Raw genomic sequence first — 24,124 nt, 5'->3', positions numbered from 1 at the left:
TTGTCATGATAAATAATATCCTCAAAACAGCATTGGCAAAGCCAGTGCTCGTCATGCTGCTGACGCTGTTATTGGCTGCGGCAGGACTTTGGCAAGCATCGCGTTTACCTGTCGATGCAGTGCCAGATATCACCAATGTGCAGGTGCAAATTAATACGGCTGCAGAAGGTTTTTCACCACTGGAAACTGAGCAGCGTATTACTTACCCCATAGAAACTGCGATGGCAGGTTTGCCGCAGCTGGAATATACCCGCTCATTGTCGCGTTATGGTTTATCACAAGTCACAGTGGTCTTTACCGAAGGCACTGATATTTATTGGGCCAGACAACAAGTGTCGGAGCGGCTACAAAATGTCAGAAACGAACTGCCTGCCGACATAGATCCGGAGATGGGGCCCATAGTTTCAGGCCTTGGCGAAATCTTCTCTTACACTGTCAAAGTGGTGCCTGACGCCAAAAAAGCCGATGGCTCTGCCTATAACCCGGAAGATTTACGCACTATTCAGGACTGGGTGATCCGGCCTCAGCTACTCAAAGTGCCGGGTGTCACCGAAATTAATACCATTGGCGGTTATGTCCGCGAATATCAGGTGGCGCCTGATCTGATCAAACTGCTGGCCTTTAAACTGACGCTGGATGATTTGGCGCAAGCTCTTGAGCAAAACAACAGCAATGTGGGGGCTGGTTATATAGAGCGCAATGGTGAGCAGTGGTTGATCCGCTCACCAGGCCAGTTGAAGTCGCTAGAGGATATCAGAGCTTTAGTGATCGCCAAAAGAGACGACGGCCCGGTGCGGGTGAAAGATGTCGCCGAGGTGGCTATTGGCAAACAACTTCGCACCGGCGCTGCCACTCAGGATGGCAACGAAGTAGTGCTTGGCACAGTGATGATGCTGATGGGGCAAAACAGCCGTACTGTCTCGCAGCAAGTCGCTAGTCGGCTTGAAGAGATCAACTTACGTTTGCCCCAAGGTGTGTTAGCCGAAGCAAATTACAACAGAACTACATTGGTGGATAAAACCATCAAAACAGTAGAAACCAATCTGCTGGAAGGTGCTGTGCTGGTGGTAGTGATCCTGTTTTTGTTTTTAGGTAATGTCAGGGCGGCGCTATTAACAGCGCTTGTGATCCCACTGAGTATGCTGTTTGCCATCAGCGGTATGGCGGCCAATAAAATGAGTGGCAACCTGATGAGCTTAGGTGCTATTGATTTTGGCCTGATAGTCGACGGATCTGTGATAGTGGTAGAAAACTGCCTGCGCCAACTGGGTTTAGCTCAGCATCGACAGGGCAGATTACTCAACTTAAAAGAACGGTCTGCCGTGGTTTTAGCCGCCACCAAAGAAGTGATGACACCTGCTATGTTTGGCGTCTTTATTATTATGCTGGTGTATCTGCCCATTTTTGCTTTAAGTGGTGTAGAAGGAAAAATGTTCCAGCCTATGGCTTTTACTGTTATAGCGGCGTTATTGGGCGCTTTAATTCTGGCCATTACTTTTATTCCGGCTTCTATTGCCTTGTTTGTCAGTGGCAAAATTTCGGAAAAAGAAAATGCCTTAATGCTGGCACTTCGCAAGGCTTATCAACCTTTGCTGGTGCTGTCTATTAAAACGCCGCTGTTGGTATCTGTTGCCGCTGTGCTTCTGATGTCGGCAGCGCTTTGGCAAGCCACTAAAATGGGCTCGGAGTTTTTGCCTCAACTGGATGAGGGTGATATAGCCATGCATGCTTTGCGTATTCCGGGCACCAGTTTAACGCAGTCGGTGTTGATGCAAATGCAGCTGGAAGCGGAAGTAGCCACTTTGCCTGAAGTAGACAGAGTGTTCTCAAAAATTGGCACGCCGGAAGTCGCCACAGACCCTATGCCACCTAATGTTGCCGATACTTTTATTATTCTAAAAAACCAGCAGGACTGGCCCAATCCGGATAAAAGCAAAGCTCAGTTTGAAGAGGAACTACGGCAATTAGTAGAGCAAATTCCGGGTAATAAATACGAATTTACTCAGCCGATAGAAATGCGCTTTAACGAACTGATCGCCGGGGTTCGGACCGATGTGGCAGTGCGGGTTTATGGTGATGATCTGGATATTTTGGCCGAAGTGGGTGAGCAGGTCGCTGCAGTGCTTGCTGCAGTGCCTGGCGCTGAAGATGCACGAATGGAACAGGCGGCCGGTTTGCCCTTACTTTCCATAGAACCGCAGCGTGATCACTTAGCTTTAGTCGGTATGGATGTGGCGCAAATGCAGCAACTGATCCAAACCGCTATTGGTGGCCGTCAGGTGGGATTGATGTACGAAGGCGACAAGCGCTTTAAGTTGTTGCTCAGGTTGCCTGAGGAATTACGGCAAGACCCTGCAGCTTTAGCCCGTATTCCAGTCACTTTGCCCCTCAATGACTCGGCTGAGTTGCGCTATGTGCCGCTGGGTGAAATTGCCACTATTAAAGAAATCACAGGCCCGAACCAAATTAACAGGGAAAGTGGTAAACGTAATGTTGTGGTGACAGCCAATGTGACAGGCAGAGACTTGGGCAGTTTTATTGCTGAAGTGCAGCAACGTATGAATGCTTTAGAGTTGCCCGATGGCTATTGGCTGGATTACGGTGGCACTTTTAAGCAATTGCAGTCGGCGACAGAGCGTTTAAGCATAGTGGTGCCTTTAACTCTGCTGCTGATCATCGGCTTGCTGTATGGCGCCTTAAACTCAGTGCGGGATACTTTAGTGGTATTCAGCGGTGTGCCGCTGGCTCTGACAGGTGGCGTATTTGCGTTGCTTTTGCGTGATATGCCGTTGTCGATCTCTGCTGCTGTAGGTTTTATTGCCTTATCAGGTATAGCTGTGCTGAATGGCATAGTGCTGGTTAGTTTTATCCGCCAGTTGCGAGATCAGGGCGTGGAGCTTTTGGCCGCGCTGGAACAGGGCGCTCTATCGAGGTTAAGACCAGTACTGATGACAGCGCTTGTGGCCAGCCTGGGTTTTGTACCTATGGCTTTTAACACAGGCACTGGCGCAGAAATTCAGCGGCCTTTGGCCACTGTAGTGATAGGCGGCATTATCACCTCTACTTTACTGACCTTGCTGGTGCTGCCTGCTTTATACCGGTTGGTGAATTTCAGAAAAGTGTAAACAGAGCATAAATACTAAAGCAGGGACTGCTAAATTCAGTCCCTGTTTTTTTATCGATTCAGCTTCAATACATTACAGCTTGGTTACATCGGTTTTGCTGACATTACAGCTGGCGCTGTTCCAGTATTCTTTATCTTTTACAGATTTACCCTGTCCTTTTTTCACTCCGGTGTAGTGTTCGCAAATGGGTGGCTTGCCTGCTTTGTAGTCTTTAATTTTCAGATTACGAATAGTAGCCACGTCTTTATAGTTGCTGTTGACTCCAGCTATGCTGTCAATTTTTCCATTCACTGTCACACCTGAAATGGTCAGATAACGTGGGCCACCATTGTTGGTACAGTCACCACAAGAGCGCCATAATTTGCCGTGTTCTCCTGTCAGAGTAAAGTTACCTGTCAGCACAGTGGTGCTGTTTTTTGAGTTGTGCTGAAATACCTTATCGGGTTTACCACCGGAACCATTGGCACTGTTAAAGGCTAAACCACCTTTGATTGTCATCGTCTTACCATTGTTGGTGGCGGCATCTTCGCAAATATCTTCCCAGACGACGTTTTCAATAGTGCAGTTGCCACTGCTGCAATGAATACCATCTGCACCACCGCTGGCGGAAATACGCAGGTTTTTCACGCTGGCGTTTTTCAAGGTGATCACCGGTTTCTGGCCTTCTGCATCGCCGGCACAACTACTGCCCACAGTTACACCGCCACAGTCTACTGTTTCGTTGCTAAAGGTAGCTCCAGCTTTGCAGCGGCTGGCATTGGCTATAGTGGCAAAGGGTTGATAACTGAATTGGGGTACTGTGGCAGATAAGTTGGACAGATGTTCCTTGCCATCAGCGTCAATTACTTTTAACCAATACCAATAGTCCTGATGAGGGGCAAAGTTGTTGTCTTCCGCCACTTGTTGATAGGGGTCTAATACCGCAATACGTTCGGCCTGCTCAAACAGGCTGCTGGTGCTGCGGTAAATTTCCTGCCGGGCTACAGCTGGAACTTCTGTTGACCAGCTAAGGTAGGTTTTGTCGGCTTTTTTGGTCAGCATCAGTGTGGTGTTGAGCTCAGTTTGCCCGGCAACAGACAGCGACAAAGGCAATAACAGAGCGCAAGACAGTACTTTGATGGAACGATGTAGTAAGTTCATAGAACCTCCGGTTGTTGTATTCCGGTCACAGTACGGTATTTATTAACAATAAATAAACCTTAATTTAACTTAAGTTCAAGAGTTTCCAATAGTGAAACTTTTGGTGGGAGATAGTCGCTGTATTCAGGCGTTAAGTTCTGCAACTGAGCGCACTTTATTATCTAAATCAGCAATTTATCGTTAAGATGCTTGAACGATAGCCAACAGCACCACGTCAACCGGCAGGCCGCTTTACAGTCGGTCCAGCGATCTGATCAGACAGGACCTTTTATGCAGCAGTGGTTTAATGCCTCTTTACAGCGAAAAATCAGTAGTTTACTGGTGGTTCTGCTGTCCTTTTTATTTGTTGTTATTCTCTACTCCATTTTTAAACTTAAACTTATAAGTGCGGAAATGCATGAGGTGGCAGAAATTGATGTGCCTTTGACTGCAATGCTCAGTGAGCTGGAAATGATGCAATTAAAGCAGCATTTATTTATTGAACAATTTCGCTTAAATGGTAAAGATGCCAGAGTTGAGTTAAAGCCAGAACAAGCTTTTGCCGCGCAACGCGAGGCATTAAAAGCTCTGCTGGATAAAACTGAGTTGGTGTTAAACAAAAGTTTGCAGCAACATCAGGTTCGTTTTGCAGCGGCTGAGCATCAGCAAATTCTGGCCAGTATCCAACAGTTTCATCAGCAAAGTGACAGCTTTGAGCAGCAGCTTATGTTGGCCTTGCAACAAGGCAATACCACAGAGCAGCAGTGGCGCCGGTTTGAAGACGAAGCTGCCCTTTTAGACCAAAGCATGATGTTAATTTTACGGCATATGGAAAAATTAACGCTCGAAGCCAGCCGTTATACCGACAAACATCAAAATGAATTTATGCTGGTGAACACAGGTCTTGGTTTTTGCGCTTTTGTGATTGGCTTGTATCTGACTTTTTATATACTGCAAATTTTTCGTCGTCGTATTGGCCGTATTCAGGCCGAAATTAAAAACGTACAACAGTCCATAGAGCTGGGCGAACCTATCAGCAGCCCGGTTTTTCATCAGCCACAACATCAGGATGAGCTTACAGAACTTGAACATGATTTGAAAATGATGGTGCAGCGCCTTTCTTTGGAAATCAGTAACAGGCAGGAAATAGAACAGCAATTGCTGGTGCTGGCGACACGGGATAAATTAACAGGTGCCTTTAACCGCCATAAGTGGGATGAACAACTGCGTATGGAGATGAGCCTTGCCGAACGTGGTGGCCTGTTCAGTATTGCCATGCTGGACGTGGACCTCTTTAAAAAGGTGAACGATCAGTTTGGCCATCACACAGGTGACAAAGTATTGCAGTCTTTAACAGAGCATATCAGCCGCCGCTTACGTAAAACAGACTCGTTGTTTCGCTTAGGTGGAGAAGAGTTTGTCATTTTACTGCCGCAACAAAAAGCCGAAGCCGCATGTCAACTCGCTGAAATGTTAAGACAACATATTGCCAGTCTTGACGAGCCAGGTTTGCCCCAATTCACCATCAGTTTTGGTGTGACAGAATACCAGCAGGGTGATGACAAAGATTCAATGCTAAAAAGAGCCGATCAGGCGTTGTATCAGGCCAAAGCTATGGGGCGAAACAAAGTACAGTTGGGCTAAAAGCCACAAGGGCAGGCCCATCGTTCATTCGATCCAGTGTAATGCTCACTGGTCAGACGCTGCAATTGCCCGAATGTGGCAATGGTCATCAAGTAAAGTAGTAAAGCCGTGCAAGATGACGGCAGCGCCCACACTCTTTTTGGCGCCAACATTAGTGTGGAGTTTTAGCCGCCGTTCATCTTCAAAACACAAAACTGTCTTGGTTCAAGTGAAAAGTCAGTGTCTGCTGAGACTGGCACTGCTTGTTCAGGGTTTTAACTGTTGTTCATGACGCAGTAGATTTCATACCTTTTAGCAGCTGCAAAATTTCTGCTGAAACCAGCTCTGGATAGTCCTGATGTATGAAATGCCCGCTATCAGGAACCACTATTAGTTTGCCTTGCCTGAACTTTTTGGCTTGTAGTTGTTGCTGCTCAATCCAAACCCGCATAAAAGTATCGTCAGACAGAGGGGGAGGATTGGTGGCTGAAAACAGTACTACAGGGATGTCGGGAAAATTTTGATAGTCTTTATGTTGTTGATAGGTTTGTTCTAAACCATCAATCTCAGCAGCAACCCAGGGAGCCAGCGTTAGCTTTAGCAGCGCTGGTATATCACAGAGTCGACCTTTGGCTTGTTCGCAAGCCTGAGTAAAACCAGCAGGTCTGCCATCAACTAAAACCACAGCCGCTGTTTGAGTCGGAAATTCTGTTGCAAAACTCAACGCAAAAGGTCCACCAATAGAATGCCCTACCAGAATATAAGGCGGTTGCAGGCCATGGGCTTGTAACTTTTGCTGCAACTGATGCGCAATTTCCTTGCCAGTGCGGGCCTTGAGCGACAAACTTTGTTGCCTGTCATAACTGACGACAGTGGCATGGGGCGACAGAGCTTTGCTGAGCTCATCCCAGGACCTGGTGTTATCTCCGGCACCTGTTTCAAAGATAATGGTTGGGCTGCCTTTGCCTTTTACAATGAACTGTTCTCCAAGCAGTGCTGCGGGGTCTGTAGCACAGGCGTTCAGAACAAAGATGGCAAGCAGCGATATCAGGATGTTTTTCATGGTAAAGGCTCCTTAATTTTTGGAGCAGCTTAGCAAAGCATTCTGACTAAAATATGAACAGAAGGCTCTTGGTATCCGCTATTTGAGCCTAATGCTGTAGGCCTGCACTGAATTGCCAAAAAAAGTCGGGACATACAAAGTCTTCGTTGCTGCATCCCAGCCAATATCTGCGGTGTTCAGTTTGGCAGCTCTGGTATCCAACAGCTCTTGAATGCGGCCATCGGCATAAACGTAATACACCAAACCTGCCCAGCAACTGACAATAAAATCGCCATTTCCTACAGCTTCCACGCCGTCGGCTCTTTCGGCAAAGCCAACTGCCAGTTGCACAGGGGTTTTGTTGTTTGCTGTTAAATCGCTTTTCAGCAGTTTATCACCAGCACCAATATACAACTGCTCAGCCACTACTGTTAAACCATTCGCCGCTTCTACATTGTCCAGAAAAACGCTGATCTTGTCTTGTTCCAGCTTATAAACGCGGTTCAAACGGGTATCAGAAATATACACCACGCCTTTGCTGTCCACAGCCACGTCATTTAAAAATACCGCTTCTGGCGCTTTGATTTTGTTCAGTATTTTTGCTGATGCTATATCTACCACTACGACTTCTGTTAAGTCAGCGACATAAAGTTTGCCTCGATACACCGCCAAACCTTTAGGCGCATTCAGGCCACGCAACCAGTCTTTGTTGCGAATACTGCCGTCGGTATTTAACAGGGCTATACCACCTACACCATCAGCTTCATTGCCTTTACCATCAATTTCCGAGACAAATAACAAGCTGTCGGTTTTGTCATTGTTGTGCTGCTGATACCAAAGCACAGACTCTGGCACCCGCAGCCCTTCGGTTTGCCATAAAGCTTCTAAGGCAGGTTTGGCGGTTGCAGTCTCTGCAGCAACCACCAGAGGGGTGATCAGCATTGGCAGCGAAAGGCTAAATAAAAGGGGCAGCAAGGTTTTCATCTGTATGTCCTTTAATCACAAAATGGGTTCTACCTTAGCCAGAGCTTAGAGAAAAAGCGAATCGGTTATGGGACAAGAGGTAGATAATTTGCTGTTGTTTCGGATATGAAACTCCTGTTTCAAAGTTCAATCTTGAGTTGTTTCTGCGCTTCAGTTAATCTTTTTCTTTATTTAACAATTAGGTAACTTATGAAGAGCAGGATGAAAACAGGAAGTTTCTGGTTGGCAGCTGCGGCCTTGCTGTGTGCTGTGCCCTCAAGTCTGATAGCCGTTGAGCAATCTCCGGTGTTACCCACTACAGCTCAAGGCTGGTCAGAACTTGCCCGCCAGGATATTGAAGCGGCTTATCAGATCACGGCAGAAAATCATCCGGGCATGGCGGACAAGCAAAACCCTGGTTTTCAACAGCAGTTACTGCAGGCCAAAACCAATGCACTGCTATTGGTCACTCAAGTGACTGATGCCTATGGTTATGAAGCAGCTATTGATCGTTTCAGCACCAGTTTGCAGGACGGTCATGCCGGAGCCTATGCCAGATTACCCGATTCAGTACCCAGTATCAGGCGCTGGCCTGGTTTTAATACAGTCTGGCGCGGCGATGCCTTATGGGTGTTTCACAGTGAGCAAGCTGGTGTCACAGCCGGAATGCAGGTGCTGTCTTGTGACGGTAAATCAGTGGAAAGCCTGATCAAAGACAGAGTTTTTGCTTTTGCAGGACAAGCAGACCAGCCGGGGCACTGGTGGTCCTATGGCGGCAGACTGATGCTGGATGATGGTAATCCATTTAACCCGCCATTAAAGCAGTGCCAACTGGTAAAACCCGGTGCTGAAGCTGTTACTGTCACACTGAACTGGCAGCCCCGGCCTGAGTCGGCTATGCAGCATGTACAGGCCGCTTATAACGGCGACAAATTAGCTGTTGGCTTAAGTTGGCAGCAGAAGGATATAGCCTGGATTGCTATGCCTACTTTTAGTCCTGAAGCTGATGATATTAAGCTGTATGAAAGCTTGTTCAGTAGCCTTGAACAGCAGCGGTCACGGTTGTTGCAGGCAAAGGCTATAGTGCTGGATTTACGCCACAATCAGGGCGGCTCCTCGTACTGGAGTGTTCAGGTCGCCAGTGCTTTATGGGGCAAAAAACGGGTTGAATCTCTGCGTAACACCTTGTTTAGCAGCACTGAAGTCTGGTGGTTTGCGTCCCGTGGTAATACAGACTACGTAAAATCTTTATACGATGTACTCAAAACTCAGGGCCAAACCGACATGTTGCCCTGGATCCAGGCTGTAGGGCTGGGCATGCAAAAGTCGCTGGACTCGGGCAATGCTTTTTATGTTGAAGGGGCTGACTCTGAAGTTGATGCAGCATCAGTCCAGCCAGAGACAACTGCAGAGCTGCAACCGCTGCAGGCACCTGTGTATGTCATTATGCCGGGCCAATGTGCCAGCGCCTGTCTGGATGCTGTGGATGTATTTAGCTTGTTTGAAAATACTAAACTGGCTGGCGCACCCAGCAGTGCCGATTCCACTTATATGGATGTCCGATTTGAGCCGCTGCCATCAGGCCTTGGCAAGGTGATTATTCCAAACAAAGTTTATGTAAACAGACCCAGAGCCAATGGCCAATATTACACTCCGGCTTTAACCCATAACGAGCTGGATTGGTCGACACAGGCGCTGTTGCAAAAAGTATTATCCGACATAAAAAACTAACCTGTTCTGTCGTTTAACCTTGAAAAAAGCCTGTGGGTTACTGAAGCAACTTTTGCCAGTAACCCACATCGCGCCACTGCTCAAACTTAAAACCTGCTTGTTGAAAGTGGCCGCATTTCTCAAAGCCGAGTTTTTCATGCAGTGCTACGCTTTTTTCATTGGGTAAAGTGATGCCACCTATCACCAGATGCAAACCTAAGTCTTTTAATTCAGCCAACAACTGCTGATACAACTGACTGCCAATTCCCTGGCTGGTAATGCTTGCTTTTACATAAACGGTGCTTTCTACCGAAAAGCGATAAGCTGACCTTGCCCGCCACTTCGTGGCGTAGGCATAACCCAAGAGTTCGCCGTTTTGTTCCAGTACTAACCAGGGTAAGCCATCGTTTTGTACTTGCTCAATACGCTCAGCCATTTGTTCAGCGCTGACAGCCTGTTCTTCAAAAGTAACGCTGGTATTGACTACATAGTGGTTATAAATCGCCACTATGGCGGCTGCATCTGCTGTTGTTGCCTGGCGGATCATCTTCTCTCTCTCTGGTCGCGAAGAAAAAATACAGCATGCCAGCTTTGGCATTGCGGGGGCAAGCGACTCACCTACAGGCCCAGAAAACAGCAGTTCAAAATAATTGTAACCCAGGGGTTGCAAATTGATACCTTTGGGTTTCATAATGAAACCTAAAGGTATCATTAAAGTCAGCAGGAGTAAGCGATGAGCCAATGGCAACCTGAACAACAAATAGCGGCATTAAAGTACGGCGCATATATCACACTGCTTTGCTGTGTCATGTTTGGAATTGGCTTGTTAGATACTATTTTGACTGATGTGACAGGCAAAAGTTATATGCTGCTTAGTGTGGCATCAGGGCTCTCTGCCCTTGCTTTCTTGATCGTATTAGTGCGCTGGAGCCGGAAAGGCATTGGCCATGGCGGCTGGCGTGAAATTTTTGGCCTGTACAGTGAAGAGTTTGCCCACGATTTGAATCGTAAAGCCACTAGTTATGCCTGCCTGGCGCTGCTGGTGATGCTATTACTGGCTCATGTGCTGGCCGACCCCATTTTTCTCAGTAAGCTCGGTACCACCATGCAAGCTATATTCAGCCTGAATAATTTTAGTTTGTTGCTGTTGTTAGTCGCCGGAGTGGTGTGGGCTGTAACTGTACTGCTCAACCTGCGTGATGAGGCTGAAGATTAATGGATGAATTAACCAATCAAATTGCGCTGTTAAGAGCAGGGCGACAGATCTCACAAACAGAGCTGGCCGAAGCAATTGGGGTGTCACGCAAAACCATCAGTACTGTAGAAACGGGTCGGTTTACCCCTTCAGTGGTAATAGCACTAAAACTGGCGCAGTTTTTTGCAGTACCTGTAGAGCAGATTTTTAGCCTGAATAGCAATGAATAAGCCAAAAACAACAATGCCAGTTCGAAAACTGGCATTGTGCTATTGCGGCAAGGCTGCGGTATTAGCCGACTATCAAACCATAATCACGGCCCAAAACCTCAATGATTTCAGCTTTAGGGTTGGCGGCTAATTCAATTTTGCGCCCTGTTACTTTTTCCGCTATGCCAAGGTAAGTGCGGGAAATATCCATCATTACTTCCGTAGGCAGAGCGTTGTCGCGGGCTAAAGCGGCGCGCTCTGGCATACGATCTTTATTCAGCAAAATATCCGGATCCGGGAAGTTACTCAGCAGCCACTGGCGGAAACCTTCTTTTGATTGCTCGACAATGCTGCCATTGCGCCAGCTGGCGCCATCCCAAATACGTGAGCTGTCTGGTGTGCCCACTTCGTCCATATAAATCAGTTTGCTTTTACCGTTAGCATCGTTGACATAACCAAATTCAAACTTGGTATCAACAAACATCTGATCCAGCGCGGCCAGGGCGTCACTTATCACGCCAAAACCTTGTTTTAACAGGGTTTCATACAAACTGATATCGGATAACTGTTCAAAACCAAAGGCAGTACTATGGCGTTCAATATCGGTGCGGGAGATGTTTACGTCGTCTGCTTCAGGCACACCGGCCAGGCCAGTCAGAATACCTTTGGTAGACGGAGTAATTAAAATTTCCGGCAGTTTTTGATCTTTTTGCAGGCCTTCAGGCAAGGTAATGCCACAGAATTCGCGTTCGCCTTTGCTGTAAGCGCGCCACATAGAACCAGTAATGTACTGACGGGCTATGGCTTCAATTTTCAACGGACGGGCTTTTTGTACTATCCACACCAGCGGGTGCGGAATATCCAGAATATGGCTGTCGGCCAGGCCATGTTGTTTAAACAAAGCAAACCAGTGATTGGAAATAGCGTTTAGCGCCGCGCCTTTGCCTGGCACACCATTTAAGCCATTTTCGCCATGCCAGATGCAGTCAAAAGCCGAGATGCGATCGCTGATCACCATAATGGCCAGCGGCGTGTCTGGTGCTACAGGGTAATTTTTTTCCCGGATCAACCGCTCGCTGTCAGCGGCAGTCAGCCAGTACACACTGCGAACTTTGCCTGAATGAACAGGTAAATCTGTACGAATGGGCAAGTCGTCATTGACCGCCAGGACCTGAGTTGCAAGAGTCATCTTCACTTCTTCTGTGGCTGAAAAAAGGCGGGGCAGAGTTTAACAGAAACTGTGGGTGAACTGAATCGGCTTAGCTGCACTGGCCGCAGTTAAATCGGTGATGCAGGGCTAAGAAGTTCGCACTTTGCAAACTAAATGGTAAAAACGAGCTTTGGTGCTGTTCAGCCCAAGCTGAGTCGCTAAGCAGCTGCATGGCGTTATGGTGTGTAGGATGTGTAGGATGTGCTTTATTCTACCGCAGGCCGTGTTGCTGTCAGGGTCAACCCACGTCTTAACTTCTGCTATGATCCACCGTCTTTTTTAGTGCAGGTGAATCATGCAGTTAATCTCCTTACGTGAACGGCCAGAAGCCATACCCCTGATAGCACAGTGGCATTTTCATGAATGGCATGCTTTATTTCCTGGCCGAACTGAGGCGGACTTTGCGGCCGAGCTAGCTTTATGTTTAGGCGATGCTAAAGTGCCGCAAACCTGGTTAATGCTGGACGAAGCAGCTGAGGTAGCTGGCACTTGTTCGTTGCTGGTGCACGATATGACCATACTGCCACAGCTGATGCCCTGGCTCGCCAATATTTATCTAAGGCCGGATTTAAGAGGTAAAGGGCTGGGCCAGCAACTGGTGCGGCATGTGATGGCCGAAGCGGCCAAACTGGGTATTGCGACCTTGTATCTGTTTACCGAAGACCAGCAGACCTTTTATCAGCGTTTGGGTTGGCAACTCTGGGCTGTGCAGCAGTACGAAGGCCATCAGGTCAGTGTGATGTGTTTTCCCAAAGCTGATCCATTGTTTCCGGCTCTCGGGGCAGCGGATGCACTGTAAAACCATCTAAAGGGATTTCACCACAGTGGTTACAGGCCTGGGAAGCTATGCAAACTGCAGCCTGTCAGTGACTGAGTCTGCTGCATTGCTGTGCAACTTTGGTTTGGTGTTTAACACTTAAAGCATTAACGCCGCTCTTCTCGCAGCAGTTCTCCCTCACCGTTTAACACTATAGTGGCAGGAAAGAAGAAACATCTGAGTTCTGGCTCATCGCAGATGATTTTTAAACGCCCGCCGCAGTCATGCTGAAAGTTGTAAGTGAGCCGCTCTTCTTTAGTAAAGCTCAATGGAGTTGTGTTATCTGACCAGCAGTTTAGGCAGCGGGCTTTGGCTTTGCGGCTTTTTAGCAGCTTGAATAAGTCATTTATCTGTTGGATCTGATGGTCCAGTGCTGCCAGTTCACGCTGTATTTCGCGTATTTCAAACCAGTTCCACAGCTTGGCAAAGAGCCCTTGACTGGAAGCGTGCAGCCGCTGCTCTGCGTTCAGCCTTTCGTTTTGCGTGCCTGCTAATTGTTCGCCCCAGTTTTGTGGATCAAGCTGTTTTATACCCAAGTAACTTCAAGATGCAGAATTCAGCGGGAGATAAAAGCCCTTTAGGCAAGGCAGCTGTTGGAAGCTTTAGTGGCTCTAAAGCGACAACAGTTAACGCGGCATAAAGCGCTTTTAAGCCCGCCCTTTGGGAGTCGCAGGGCGATTGCACTGCCGTGTTAGCCTGTCTCGCAAGGTATCTACATTGCTTCGCCAGGCTGCCTTGCATTGCAAGCGCCCTGCGGCTCTGAAACTCGCATCTTGAGGTCACTTGGGTATATGTCTGCGTAGCCAGCACAGTGATAACACCATCCTTTACTGCGATAGCTTTTGATGATGTGGCCGTCGCTGGTTTGGTATTCCAGCGATAGGGGCCGAAACGGCTCAAATGTTTGGTAATTGCACCCGGTGCAGATAATTTTTGCCGCATCCATCGACATATGAATTTCCTTTTTATAACTGGGGTTGAGTTGAGACTGGGTATGACGCAAAGTCCATACCTAAGATTTTGATCTTGTTTAATGAGTCGCGCCGAAGTTTCAAAATAACAAGGTTCGTGGTTATTCCGCTATATTTTTGTAGGGGTAGACCACAAACTTACACGAACGCACAAATAACTTAGCTTTATAGTGCGAAGGCCAGACTCCGCGGCACAGCACAAGGCATTGAAAGGCACAGCCACAGAAAACCTATATAAGCCCAAAACAGCTACTCACGGGACAAATTACTGTTTTACATCTTTTTTTTATCACACTAAAGGAGTAGTTTGTCTGGCGATATTTTAATGCTGTATTTGTACTACTATGGTAGCAGCTAAGTGCAATTCTATTGAAGCATGGACTAAATGGAGTTTTTATGCCTGTCAATGATGACGTGATCAGCAGAAATAATGTCAAAATAATAGGCTCGGGGCAGCAGGTTATGTTGATGGCTCATGGGTTTGGCTGTAATCAGCTGATGTGGCGTTTTCTTACTCCAGAGCTGAGCAGTCAGTACAAAATTGTGCTGTTTGATTATGTGGGATCAGGCGCGTCCAACCTGGCTGCCTACTCCAGACAAAAGTATTCAGACCTGGAAGGTTATGCCCAGGACATTATTGATATTTGTATCGCCCTCGATTTACAAAATGTGGTAGTGGTTGGCCATTCGGTCAGTAGTATCATCAGTTTAATTGCCGCACAGCAGATCCCGGAACGGATCCACAGCCTGGTGATGGTGTGCCCATCGCCCTGCTTTTTAAATGATCCTCCGCATTATATGGGTGGTTTTAATCGCGAAGATTTAAATGAACTCATTGATCTGATGGATAAAAACTACATCGGTTGGGCTCAGTATCTGGCGCCTCTGGTCACTGGCACTACAGAGAAAAATCTGGTGACCGCTGAGCTGACGGACAGTTTTTGCAGCACCAACCCTATTACCGCTAAAAACTTTGCCAAGGCGACATTTTTTTCTGATTATCGCAGCTTGTTGCCTCTGAATAGCCACCCTGTGTTGTTGTTGCAAAGTGAAACCGATGCGCTGGCTTCGTTGTTTATTGGCGACTATATGCACAAAAATACGCCAAAGAGTTGTTTGCAAGTGGTGCCGGCCAAAGGTCATTGCCTGCATATGACGCATCCAGAAAAAGTGGCCCGGCATATTCACGATTTTATGCAGTCGGTTCAGGCTGGTGAAAGTATTTTATGACAGCCGAATTTCCTCTGGACAACTTTCCTTCTGGTCTGGTGGTCACCACAGTGGAAGATCGTCAAATCCTGTTTGCCAATCAGTACTTTTATAAAGTAAGCCAGCAAGAGCCACAAAGTGTGGAGCGTATTGGTCTGATATTTACGGCTGCATCCAAAATTGTGATTGAAAGTTTTGTCATGCCTATGCTGTTGCATCAGGGGCATTGCGAAGAAATACAATTAACTCTTGAAACCAAATCGGCTGGACGAGTGCCGGTATTGGTCAATGCCCGTGTTGCGAAAGGCGACAAAGCTGTCATTTATTGGGTTATCAGCACAGCACAGCAACGTGATGCTTTGTATCAGGAGTTGGTGAATCTTCGTAACGACTTAGAACAAAGAGCCGAAAAGCTGGAAGTCTTATCGCAAACCGATGAGCTGACCGGCTTAATGAACCGAAGGGCTTTTGTTGCCAGAGCTACAGCTATGATCAAACAAGCGCTGCGCAGTAAAATGTCGTATTCGTTTTTTATGCTCGACATCGACCACTTTAAGCAAATCAACGATCAACACGGTCACGATGTGGGCGATGAAGTACTGCAGGAAATGGGAAAAATTCTGGCGAAAAACAGCAGAGAAAACGACGTGCTGGCACGCATTGGTGGTGAAGAGTTTGCAATTGTTACCATAAATCAGGCCAGCGATTCACCTGTTAAATTTGCTGAAAAACTGTTGGCAGCAATACGCGCCGAAAAAATCCACGGTGTGGATATTACCCTAAGCCTGGGCCTTGCCATATCGGCAAAAGCATCCTTTGAGCAATTGTACAAAGGCGCAGATATTCTGCTGTACGAAGCAAAAAATCAGGGGCGTAATCAGCTGGTTTGCAGGGATATTGATCAGAGTTGATCCTGTTTTTGCGTGCCAGTGGTATGTTGTTTTTTTATTGAGAAATCACTCATACATAATTAATGTCGAAGATTAAATTTTTGATATTTAAGCTATTTTTTTGTGGTGTGGGTTTACATGTTGTTATAAATACAGTTGAATGCTGTGGAGATTCATTGCGGCCGGGGCACGTCACAGTACAGGCGCTGATTGAAGAGTTGATTGCATTTATGCACCTGAAAACTATAGTTTCCAACTAAGTTAACTGTAATAAGTAAGGTTGAGTCACTAAGCCATCCCACAGTATGGCAGATTGAATCAGGTTAAAGCGCTATCAGTGAAAAGCCGTACATTTAATCCAGTCTGTTCTGAGCTGAATCTTTATTCAGTGGAGCAGATAAAAAACTGCCTGAGCTCGATGATAAGTAAATGCAGAGATAGGACAGATAGAAGATATAGCTTGTAAAAAGCTGTTCAATAAAAATGCAATCTGAAAGGACTTGAACATGGTGGACAACAGATGGTTTTGTATCCCTCGTCCAGTGAGGCAACCAAAACTACGACTATTTTGCTTCCCTTATGCTGGTGGCAGCGCAACAACCTATTATCCGTGGGCAGCTATGCTTAGTTCGGAAGTGGAGTTGGTTGCCATACAACCACCCGGACGCTCCAGCAGAATAAACGAAACGGCCTATAGCGATATGCGCCAACTGGTTGATAACTTGATTGAAAATATCGTGCCTTTGTTGAATGTGCCCTTTATCTTTTTCGGTCATAGTTTGGGTAGCCGGGTTGCTTATGAATTGGCCACCAGATTAAAGGCGCGCCAACTGCCGACGCCGATGCAGTTTTTTGCTTCTGGTAGTCGCGCCCCTCATATAGCCGGGGAGAAAAAACAGCTTTATGATTTGCCAGATGATGCATTCATCAGTGAATTACAAAGCTTAAACGGAACACCGGAAGAGGTGCTGCAAAATAGAGAGCTGATGCAGTTGTTCTTACCTTTATTAAGAGCAGACTTTCAGATTGCCGATACCTATGTATCAGACAAGACCGTTTTGAATTGTCCTATTACTGTTCTGGCTGGTACAGAAGATGTGGGCATTAAGCCTGGCCATTTAGAGAGCTGGAAAGAACTTACATCCTGTGCTGGCGAGATCCATTACGTTCCGGGCGATCATTTTTTTATTGAAAAAAATAAGCAACTGGTTTTCCATATCCTATCTGAAAAAATAGAGTCTACTCTGACAAAAAGTGCACCAGGAATGCTGGCCGGTTCTGTAGCTAGCCAGCCGAAGATGGCTACGAATCATTGAAAAATGTTATTTGTGACTGGTATACAAGAGTTCTCAGAACATAGTGGGAGTCACTAAAAGCCATGTCTTTTTTTACCCGATCAGAATCTCTTGTTGTCCCTGATGGTGCAGAGCATTTTCTGTTGTCCGTAAACATGGAGGTATTGGGGCAGAACTTTTATTTGGTGTATTGCCAATTTAACCCTGAGGGGTTCAAGCCAGAGATGCATCAGTATCTGCAGGTTGCAGCAGAGCCATGCTTAAACAAGGCTGTGCTGAAACGCCGGTCTGAATTTCTGGCCGGGCGTTATGTTGCATGCCTTGCATTAGAGTATTTAAATATCCGGTCTTTTGAGCTTGGTATCGGCCAACATCGTCAGCCTTTGTGGCCTGCGGGAGTGGTTGGAAGTATTTCTCATACCAATACCCTGGCTTTGTGTGTGGTTTCTCCTTCACTTTGTTATCTTGGCATTGATAGTGAATTACAGTTGGCACCTGAGCAGGCAAGGGAGATTTCTACCAGTATTGCCACTATGGGGGAGTATCAAAAAATCACTGAAAAGGGGATGGAGTTTAGTCTCGCGGTAAGCCTGCTGTTTTCTGCAAAGGAGAGCTTGTTTAAGGCGATTTTCCCCCGAGTAGGCCGTTATCTGGACTTTTCTACCTCAACACTGGTTGATATTGACACAGAAAAAAGACGGCTCAGACTGCGACTGCAACAAGATTTACAGCAGGAAACTGGTTTTTATCATGATTTTGACTGCCATTACCTTGTGGGATCTGCTGATGTGTTGACACTGGTTTATGGGCCAGACTGATGTCAGAAATCAGGGGGTAAAATTAGTTTATTAAAGTGGCACAGATCAACCTTTAAGGTTTTTCTGGCTTGAATTTTGAACATCCCGACTCTCCTGCCAAAGGAGGTATGGCAGTAAGCATCGTTATGATGCCCTTGCCCGAATTGTCTTTCGGTGTTATAAGACAATTTTAGTTTATAGGTGGTATCAATCCCTTGCAGTCAATACCTTTAGAGCTACAGCTATCTGCAGCGTTAAACACCGATGAATTTGACGGTTTACTGATTGATCAGCAATACGACTATAAATCTATCTTTATTAGTAAAATACTGCCTGATGAAAGCAATCCACGGTTTTTTCCCTGTGTCATTATCTCTGATTTGCATGCTCACCAGTTGGTGACCAGAAAGTTGTCTAAAGCACAGCTTGTTGCTTTATACGATGCAAAAGACAAAGTGGCCATTGGTAAGTCTTGTCTTGTGAACTGTTTCACTCAGAATACTCAAGAATGGAAAAAAGCGAATCGTAGTATTGAGTCCATACTGGATCTGGCCCGCAATGTAGCTGTATCTGAGATTATACAGGTGCCCACAATCTATCCTGAACATAATGGTACTTACAGAGTACTGACTGGTCATCGTAGATTTTTTGCAATGGTGTACGCCAATGGCATTAATGGTGCAGCTTATTTTAAGGTGTACAACGAAAAACCTATATTGCCGAAAACAAAGCAATTTCAGGAAAATGCCAGTCGGGAAGATTTACCTCAATACGGAAAATTGCAGGCTTTTCAGGATGCAATGATGGAAGTGGAGACGTTGTCTACCAGCAGAATACGTTTAGGTAAAAAACAACTGACAGTCAGGGAGACTGCTAGCATGTTGGGCGTATCTATGGGGGCTTATGACAACTACAACGTGTTAGTTCGTTATCCTGCAGTGATGGATGCGTATAGCAATGGCAACACCTTGCCATTTTTGAAAATGAAAAATATCGTTCTTACCACTGAGGCGAACTACAAAAAAAAGAAAGGGTTGGCACTGCTGTCGAACGTTCACAAAAGAGCAATTAACGCAGAAATCAAATTGTTGTTGCAAGGTGACAAGCTTGCGAAAAACACCGGAGTAAAACCTTACAAAATTGGCGCTATTAAATCGCCGCAGGTGCTTAAACAGTTACTGACAGCCAATGTCACAGAGCTGGATACAGGGGTGGACTGGGAGTCACTGGATTGGGAGTCAGCTTCTGATGTGAATCAGGCATTGAGTCTGGTTCTTAGTTATTTGGAAAGCAAGGCAGAATAAGTGATGCTTAGTGAGCGACTAAACAAAGGTTAAAGCATGTTGATACGTATGACCTATAGAATTTGAAGAGGTCCGGGGACGTTATGAATCAACAAAAGAACCCCATCAGGCATAAAACGATAAGCTTGAATTAAAGCTAAGAAGATTGAAACGATCATCTGTGATAAACAGCCATTTACTGGAGCAGGTACATCACTTTACGTACACAGATGTACCCTTTATGCTTAATTTGGTGGATTGATTTAATCATACGATATTAAAAATCAGGAGGTTAGTGGAGGTCGGCAGCTTTTTCCCCAGGATTGGGGGCGGATAAAAAAGCTAGCTCAGATAATTTTGTTGCAATATTTTGGTCAATTATAAAGCGGTCTAGGACTAACTTAGGCTCTATGTAGAGTCCCTCTAATCCATCTTCCCTGCCTTGCAGATAAGCGGCTTTGTATACTTCATTTATAAAATATGTAAGATCTTTCATTTTCCTACCTTAGAAACTGCGAATTTATTTTTTGCTACAATTACTGAAATCAAAATCAAATATGCGCCTTCCAAGCTCTCAGCGCCGAGAGAGAGGCTAGGCAGGTCAAATTGAATGTATCTGATTTTTAGTAATAAATTCGTTAATATTTGATTATCATTGTGTGAGATAAGGTAAATAAAGTTAAGTTTTTTGTCAATATTAATGGGTTTATTTCTTCAAATATCTTTAAAAGTTGTTTCTGGACTTCCTGTCTGGCAGCATATCTTGCTGCTTAAAATTCAACCAGTCTGGGCGTTGAAGTTTGATTGTGTTTCGTTATAGTGAAAAACGTAAACGGCAGATTTTGAAAAAATTATTACCTTCTCCGAATAAGACTATTACTGAAGTATTCAGCAGCGAAGAGATGGGGCTGTAAACTTTGTATAAGTGGCGGGACAAAGCCAATCAACAAGGTCGTCCTGTGTCCGGAAGTAAATCAACACCAGAGCCATGGTCCGCAGAAGCTAAGTTTGCCACAGCGCTTGAAACCGCCAGTTTAAACGAAGCTGCCGTGAAAAGGCTTCTATGTTGAATAAGTGAAAGTCAGGAAAGCGGATGTGCTCAGAGGCTTGATGGGCTCCACTTAATGGAAACAGGAAGCCAAACGGCAACGACAGGCCGACCCTAGAGAAATCGAACAATAAAAACGTGAGATTCGGGAAAAAGGCACTGGTAGAAACCGCAGCTATCCTGGTGCTCAGAAAAAAGTTAAATGAGCTTTGGGAAGGTGACCACGAGGACGATTAACCTCAGTCCTGCCGACGATCGATAAAGCGACAGGGCCTGGTCAGGTATTTTGCTGGGATATCAAATGCTTAAACAACAGGGTGCGTGGACAGTTTTGCTACCTGTACATACGGGAAGATTTGTTCAGCCGCGAGAAGTCTTTACACTGTGGTGATATTGCACTCAGATAACGGTGCGCCTGTGTGACCTGCAACGCTGAATCCGGAAAAACAGCCCACCTAAAACGATTTATGGTTACAACTAACTTGGAAAACGCCGACTTCACTTAACTTAGACTTACTTGTAAGGGGATTTACGCTCACATAAGGTAGTCATTGATTGGTATGATAAACAGCTACTTACACTAAAAAATTTTATAGTTTCCACTTGTTGACTATTTGAATGGTGACTGTGTAGAATCCGGAAACTCGAAATTGTTCTCACGTATGAGACGATTATTTCGCACATGACACTAAAGCTTTTGTCTTGGTACTGAAGAAATTTTGTTGTGTGAACATACATAACTCATTTGTCTGGCTTGACTAAAGAGGATGGCTTCGGCAGGTAGCAAGGTTAACGTCCCAAGTTGTACAGTAAGAGGTGGGTATCCACTTTAATCTTAAGTTTGGCGCATGAGCAATAATTTACCCATTGTGTTCCGGGAAAGTTTAAAAAGCAGCACTGGTAATCCAGAAGCATCACTTTATGTTGCTATTAACGATCTAAAACCCTTGGCAGGCGCTAGCTGAAGCAATAACGTGAGCCCATCAATTTAAGAAGGGTGATGATGAAATGGACACATTGTGCCATTTTATTCATGCTGCAATACCGTCTTCCAATGACAAATATTGCTTGATATAAGTGCACTACATTTCATAGCGTTTATTTTTTCTAGAATTATGAGTATTGATATTTTTATCCGGCCGCAATGCAGTTTTTTTTCCGGCCTGGTTGAAAACCAAAATCAGTGAGTTCAGGGTCTTGAACACTTTGACCGCATTGGAATGTTCTCTAATGCCATATATTGAGTTTGCAGGACGTAGTCAGGTCCAAAATCGTTATTGTTAGTCTAATAGTTTTATATCTTTTTTGTAATCATTTAGTCTATGTAGATGGCTGATAAAACGGGCCAAATGCAAAAGGAAAAAATAATGCAGAACATTAACTTGTTTGAACGACAAGAATCACGTGTCAGATCATATTGCCGCACTTTCCCCGTTGTATTTTCAAAAAGTAAGGATAGTCAGTTATTTGACGAGAATGATAAAAGTTATATAGATTTTTTATCAGGTGCCGGTGCTTTAAATTATGGGCATAATAACGATGTGATCAAAAATGCAGTATTAGAATACCTTGAGTCCGATGGTATTTTAATGAGTCTTGATTTGCATACAAAAGCCAAACGAGATTTTTTACACGTCTTCCAAAACAACATTTTGAATCCTCGCGATCTTCATTACAAAATACAGTTTACTAGCCCCACCGGAACCAGTGTGATTGAGTCTGCAGTGAAGCTCGCCCGCAAATTTACCAAACGCGAGAATATTATTTGCTTCACCAACGCTTTTCACGGCATGACTGGGGTTTCATTAAGTCTTACTGGAAGTAATCACCATCGTCAGAATCATGCATATTCACAGGTATCACGGTTCCCCTTCGAGGGTTATCTTGGCAATGAGACGGATTCCATAGCCTATTATCGAAAATTATTAACGGACCCAAGCTCTGGCATTGACTTACCCGCAGCTGTGATTGTTGAGACGATTCAGGCTGAAGGTGGTCTGAATGTTGCCAGTGTAAAATGGTTGCAAGAGCTCAGAAAAATGACCGAAGAGTTGGGAATATTATTGATAATCGATGATATCCAGGCTGGCTGTGGGCGCTCAGGGGCTTTCTTTAGCTTTGAAAGAGCGAGTATCAAGCCTGACTTAGTTTGTTTGTCCAAATCAATCGGTGGTATTGGCATGCCATTTGCCATCTTGCTAATTGATGATAAATTGGACATCTGGTCTCCTGCTGAGGATAACGGAACATTCCGGGGTAATAATCTTGCTTTCGTTGCTGCAACATCAATGATTAACCACTACTGGGGCGACACCAAATTCGAAGTGCGTTTAAAAGAGTTTTCTGAGTATATAACCCAGCGCCTTGATAACATTGTGCATAAATACCCTTTGCTGCTGGTACAACGCAAGGGGATAGGTTTTATGCAGGGTATGCAGTTTAGAGAGCCCGCAGTGGCTGAATATGTGGTTAATCAGTGTTTCGCAGCAGGCCTCGTAATAGAGCGTTGTGGTCCCATAGATGAAGTGCTCAAGTTAATGCCCGCTTTAACCATTTCAAAAGAGCTTCTGGATAGGGGTATTGATATTGTTGAAAGCACATTAAAAAAATTGGTTATCCAGACACCATCACAAATCGAAATAGCAGACTGCTAAGGGCACCTGAAGGTTTAGCTTATGTTTATAAAGGAATTGACAGCGACGGAATTTGCTAAAGATCCTCGTTTGACCGCTGATTCTGTGTTACTGGTGAAAGATGCTATTAGTCATTGGCCTGCAGTAGGGCGGTGGACACCGTCCTTTTTTGCCAGGCAGTGCGCAGACATTAGGGTTACCGTTAAGTATTTTACCAGTGCGGGTATCACCAGTCAGTTTCTTTCAATGAAATATTTTGTTGAGTTGCTGCAGGCTTTTAATGAAAACCCTGAGAACAGAGATATAGCGCCATACTGTCATGACGTGCCCATTTTTTTGCAAAACCCAGATTTGATTGCTGATATTGAGGCCTTTCCTAGTCATTTGTTGCCTGAGTTTTACCGCGCAAATTGGTGGGAATATGTACAGTTCTTTATTTCACCGTCAGGCGCCACCACCCCTCTGCACTTTGATACCCTGCGGACACATAATTTATTCTTTCAAGTAATGGGTGATAAGGACTTTTACCTCATTCCATGGCAAGATCGCAATAAATGTAAGCGCAGAGGTTGGCGCTGGTTTGATTGTGATCCCTCAGCTTCGGAAGACTTGTGTCAGCTGGAATCTTCAGGAGTTACAGTAAGGAAAGTTAAAGTGAGTGCCGGAGACATGTTTTATATGCCCGCAGGTACTCTCCATCATGTGAAGAGTAATGCTGATTGTATTTCATTTAACTTAGACTTTCATAATAAGACATCTGTACTTAAAAGTTTTATGGGGATAAAAGAGGGGATGCCCCGAACCAACTTATTTTATAACTGGTTGACTTTCAGAGCCTTATTTTTGGGTATGGATAGAAGTGAATTTTTTAAAAAGTATAGGTCCTACTTAAATTTTATTTCCTGAGAATATCAGAGTCGCTCGTAGACGCGTGGCTTTAAAAGATCTCTGATACTCAACCACATACAGCAAGAACCGTATGAAT

At 45.3% G+C, this 24,124-nt stretch carries 21 protein-coding genes; 14 read left to right on the top strand and 7 right to left on the bottom strand.

Annotated elements, in window-relative coordinates; all coding sequences use genetic code 11:
- The first annotated feature begins 5 nt into the window (after positions 1-5).
- A complete protein-coding gene (locus RHEIN_RS16715) occupies positions 6-3,125 on the top strand; it encodes an efflux RND transporter permease subunit (RefSeq protein ID WP_008900160.1) in 3,120 nt (1,039 codons plus the stop codon).
- Between the two features lie 72 nt (positions 3,126-3,197).
- Here RHEIN_RS16715 and RHEIN_RS16710 read toward each other — a convergent pair whose 3' ends face one another.
- Positions 3,198-4,265, bottom strand: a complete 1,068-nt coding sequence (locus RHEIN_RS16710; protein WP_008900159.1) for a pectate lyase — start codon at positions 4,263-4,265, stop codon at positions 3,198-3,200.
- A 270-nt stretch (positions 4,266-4,535) separates the two neighbouring features.
- On the opposite strand from RHEIN_RS16710, the gene RHEIN_RS16705 reads away from it, so the two are divergent.
- The gene (locus tag RHEIN_RS16705; RefSeq protein WP_008900158.1) at positions 4,536-5,888 is read left to right on the top strand and encodes a GGDEF domain-containing protein; all 1,353 of its coding nucleotides are present in this window, start codon (positions 4,536-4,538) and stop codon (positions 5,886-5,888) included.
- Between the two features lie 265 nt (positions 5,889-6,153).
- On the opposite strand, the gene RHEIN_RS20505 is transcribed toward RHEIN_RS16705, so the two are convergent.
- On the bottom strand, positions 6,154-6,930 hold the full coding sequence (locus tag RHEIN_RS20505; RefSeq protein WP_008900157.1) for an alpha/beta fold hydrolase: 777 nt from the start codon (positions 6,928-6,930) through the stop codon (positions 6,154-6,156).
- A 78-nt stretch (positions 6,931-7,008) separates the two neighbouring features.
- Positions 7,009-7,893: an SMP-30/gluconolactonase/LRE family protein gene (locus RHEIN_RS16695; protein ID WP_008900156.1), complete on the bottom strand. Its 885-nt coding sequence runs from the start codon at positions 7,891-7,893 to the stop codon at positions 7,009-7,011.
- A gap of 201 nt (positions 7,894-8,094) precedes the next feature.
- On the opposite strand from RHEIN_RS16695, the gene RHEIN_RS16690 reads away from it, so the two are divergent.
- The gene (locus RHEIN_RS16690; protein ID WP_158005495.1) at positions 8,095-9,603 is read left to right on the top strand and encodes a S41 family peptidase; all 1,509 of its coding nucleotides are present in this window, start codon (positions 8,095-8,097) and stop codon (positions 9,601-9,603) included.
- 37 nt (positions 9,604-9,640) lie between these two features.
- On the opposite strand, the gene RHEIN_RS16685 is transcribed toward RHEIN_RS16690, so the two are convergent.
- Entirely contained in the window at positions 9,641-10,129 is a 489-nt protein-coding gene (locus tag RHEIN_RS16685) for an arsinothricin resistance N-acetyltransferase ArsN1 family B (protein ID WP_040555333.1), read from the bottom strand.
- Positions 10,130-10,315: 186 nt separating this feature from the next.
- Here RHEIN_RS16685 and RHEIN_RS16680 point away from each other — a divergent pair, with 186 nt between their 5' ends.
- A complete protein-coding gene (locus tag RHEIN_RS16680) occupies positions 10,316-10,798 on the top strand; it encodes a hypothetical protein (RefSeq protein ID WP_008900153.1) in 483 nt (160 codons plus the stop codon).
- Positions 10,798-11,007 (top strand): helix-turn-helix transcriptional regulator, encoded by a 210-nt coding sequence (locus RHEIN_RS16675; RefSeq protein ID WP_008900152.1) that lies wholly within the window; start codon positions 10,798-10,800, stop codon positions 11,005-11,007. The genes RHEIN_RS16680 and RHEIN_RS16675 overlap by 1 nt, the downstream gene beginning before the upstream one ends.
- Before the next feature lie 61 nt (positions 11,008-11,068).
- On the opposite strand, the gene RHEIN_RS16670 is transcribed toward RHEIN_RS16675, so the two are convergent.
- Positions 11,069-12,175 (bottom strand): phosphoribosylaminoimidazolesuccinocarboxamide synthase, encoded by a 1,107-nt coding sequence (locus RHEIN_RS16670; RefSeq protein ID WP_008900151.1) that lies wholly within the window; start codon positions 12,173-12,175, stop codon positions 11,069-11,071.
- A gap of 316 nt (positions 12,176-12,491) precedes the next feature.
- Here RHEIN_RS16670 and RHEIN_RS16665 point away from each other — a divergent pair, with 316 nt between their 5' ends.
- Positions 12,492-12,995 (top strand): GNAT family N-acetyltransferase, encoded by a 504-nt coding sequence (locus RHEIN_RS16665; RefSeq protein WP_008900150.1) that lies wholly within the window; start codon positions 12,492-12,494, stop codon positions 12,993-12,995.
- Positions 12,996-13,120: 125 nt separating this feature from the next.
- Here the strand turns inward: RHEIN_RS16665 and RHEIN_RS20965 are convergent, their stop codons facing one another.
- Complete coding sequence (locus tag RHEIN_RS20965; protein ID WP_040555315.1) at positions 13,121-13,549, bottom strand: hypothetical protein; 429 nt, start codon at positions 13,547-13,549, stop codon at positions 13,121-13,123.
- 831 nt (positions 13,550-14,380) lie between these two features.
- On the opposite strand from RHEIN_RS20965, the gene RHEIN_RS16650 reads away from it, so the two are divergent.
- The 5 genes from RHEIN_RS16650 to RHEIN_RS16630 all read left to right on the top strand — a co-directional run bounded on the left by RHEIN_RS16650 (position 14,381) and on the right by RHEIN_RS16630 (position 19,479).
- Positions 14,381-15,214, top strand: a complete 834-nt coding sequence (locus tag RHEIN_RS16650; protein ID WP_008900148.1) for an alpha/beta fold hydrolase — start codon at positions 14,381-14,383, stop codon at positions 15,212-15,214.
- The gene (locus RHEIN_RS16645) at positions 15,211-16,104 is read left to right on the top strand and encodes a GGDEF domain-containing protein (RefSeq protein WP_008900147.1); all 894 of its coding nucleotides are present in this window, start codon (positions 15,211-15,213) and stop codon (positions 16,102-16,104) included. Before RHEIN_RS16650 ends, RHEIN_RS16645 begins: the two co-directional genes overlap by 4 nt.
- Before the next feature lie 485 nt (positions 16,105-16,589).
- Entirely contained in the window at positions 16,590-17,399 is an 810-nt protein-coding gene (locus RHEIN_RS16640) for a thioesterase II family protein (protein WP_008900146.1), read from the top strand.
- 62 nt (positions 17,400-17,461) lie between these two features.
- The gene (locus tag RHEIN_RS20500) at positions 17,462-18,196 is read left to right on the top strand and encodes a 4'-phosphopantetheinyl transferase family protein (RefSeq protein WP_008900145.1); all 735 of its coding nucleotides are present in this window, start codon (positions 17,462-17,464) and stop codon (positions 18,194-18,196) included.
- A gap of 194 nt (positions 18,197-18,390) precedes the next feature.
- Positions 18,391-19,479, top strand: coding sequence for a hypothetical protein (locus RHEIN_RS16630; protein ID WP_008900144.1), 1,089 nt, complete (start codon positions 18,391-18,393; stop codon positions 19,477-19,479).
- A 271-nt stretch (positions 19,480-19,750) separates the two neighbouring features.
- Here RHEIN_RS16630 and RHEIN_RS16625 read toward each other — a convergent pair whose 3' ends face one another.
- A complete protein-coding gene (locus tag RHEIN_RS16625) occupies positions 19,751-19,954 on the bottom strand; it encodes a hypothetical protein (protein WP_008900143.1) in 204 nt (67 codons plus the stop codon).
- A 421-nt stretch (positions 19,955-20,375) separates the two neighbouring features.
- Between RHEIN_RS16625 and RHEIN_RS21085 the strand changes: the two genes are divergently transcribed.
- The 3 genes from RHEIN_RS21085 (at position 20,376) to RHEIN_RS16610 (ending at position 24,045) form a co-directional block, all read left to right on the top strand.
- Positions 20,376-20,528, top strand: coding sequence for a hypothetical protein (locus tag RHEIN_RS21085; RefSeq protein WP_158005494.1), 153 nt, complete (start codon positions 20,376-20,378; stop codon positions 20,526-20,528).
- A gap of 1,345 nt (positions 20,529-21,873) precedes the next feature.
- The gene (gene ectB, locus RHEIN_RS16615) at positions 21,874-23,160 is read left to right on the top strand and encodes a diaminobutyrate--2-oxoglutarate transaminase (RefSeq protein ID WP_008900142.1); all 1,287 of its coding nucleotides are present in this window, start codon (positions 21,874-21,876) and stop codon (positions 23,158-23,160) included.
- Between the two features lie 21 nt (positions 23,161-23,181).
- Positions 23,182-24,045 (top strand): cupin-like domain-containing protein, encoded by an 864-nt coding sequence (locus RHEIN_RS16610; RefSeq protein WP_008900141.1) that lies wholly within the window; start codon positions 23,182-23,184, stop codon positions 24,043-24,045.
- Positions 24,046-24,124 lie beyond the last annotated feature (79 nt).

The organism is Rheinheimera sp. A13L (assembly GCF_000217935.1).
GTDB lineage: Bacteria > Pseudomonadota > Gammaproteobacteria > Enterobacterales > Alteromonadaceae > Pararheinheimera.
Note: the sequence above shows the minus strand (reverse complement) of the source record. Positions and strands in the feature narration are given on the sequence as shown.

Bases quoted from the DNA above. Each gene is read 5' to 3' on its own strand.
- RHEIN_RS20500 (WP_008900145.1), top strand. From the start codon at position 17,462: ATGTCTTTTTTTACCCGATCAGAATCTCTTGTTGTCCCTGATGGTGCA.
- RHEIN_RS16715 (WP_008900160.1), top strand. From the start codon at position 6: ATGATAAATAATATCCTCAAAACAGCATTGGCAAAGCCAGTGCTCGTC.
- RHEIN_RS16710 (WP_008900159.1), bottom strand. From the start codon at position 4,265: ATGAACTTACTACATCGTTCCATCAAAGTACTGTCTTGCGCTCTGTTA.
- RHEIN_RS16705 (WP_008900158.1), top strand. From the start codon at position 4,536: ATGCAGCAGTGGTTTAATGCCTCTTTACAGCGAAAAATCAGTAGTTTA.
- RHEIN_RS16690 (WP_158005495.1), top strand. From the start codon at position 8,095: ATGAAAACAGGAAGTTTCTGGTTGGCAGCTGCGGCCTTGCTGTGTGCT.
- RHEIN_RS16625 (WP_008900143.1), bottom strand. From the start codon at position 19,954: ATGAAAGATCTTACATATTTTATAAATGAAGTATACAAAGCCGCTTAT.
- RHEIN_RS16650 (WP_008900148.1), top strand. From the start codon at position 14,381: ATGCCTGTCAATGATGACGTGATCAGCAGAAATAATGTCAAAATAATA.
- RHEIN_RS16665 (WP_008900150.1), top strand. From the start codon at position 12,492: ATGCAGTTAATCTCCTTACGTGAACGGCCAGAAGCCATACCCCTGATA.
- RHEIN_RS16695 (WP_008900156.1), bottom strand. From the start codon at position 7,893: ATGAAAACCTTGCTGCCCCTTTTATTTAGCCTTTCGCTGCCAATGCTG.
- ectB (WP_008900142.1), top strand. From the start codon at position 21,874: ATGCAGAACATTAACTTGTTTGAACGACAAGAATCACGTGTCAGATCA.
- RHEIN_RS16670 (WP_008900151.1), bottom strand. From the start codon at position 12,175: ATGACTCTTGCAACTCAGGTCCTGGCGGTCAATGACGACTTGCCCATT.
- RHEIN_RS16680 (WP_008900153.1), top strand. From the start codon at position 10,316: ATGAGCCAATGGCAACCTGAACAACAAATAGCGGCATTAAAGTACGGC.
- RHEIN_RS16610 (WP_008900141.1), top strand. From the start codon at position 23,182: ATGTTTATAAAGGAATTGACAGCGACGGAATTTGCTAAAGATCCTCGT.
- RHEIN_RS16640 (WP_008900146.1), top strand. From the start codon at position 16,590: ATGGTGGACAACAGATGGTTTTGTATCCCTCGTCCAGTGAGGCAACCA.
- RHEIN_RS20505 (WP_008900157.1), bottom strand. From the start codon at position 6,930: ATGAAAAACATCCTGATATCGCTGCTTGCCATCTTTGTTCTGAACGCC.
- RHEIN_RS16685 (WP_040555333.1), bottom strand. From the start codon at position 10,129: ATGATCCGCCAGGCAACAACAGCAGATGCAGCCGCCATAGTGGCGATT.
- RHEIN_RS16675 (WP_008900152.1), top strand. From the start codon at position 10,798: ATGGATGAATTAACCAATCAAATTGCGCTGTTAAGAGCAGGGCGACAG.
- RHEIN_RS16645 (WP_008900147.1), top strand. From the start codon at position 15,211: ATGACAGCCGAATTTCCTCTGGACAACTTTCCTTCTGGTCTGGTGGTC.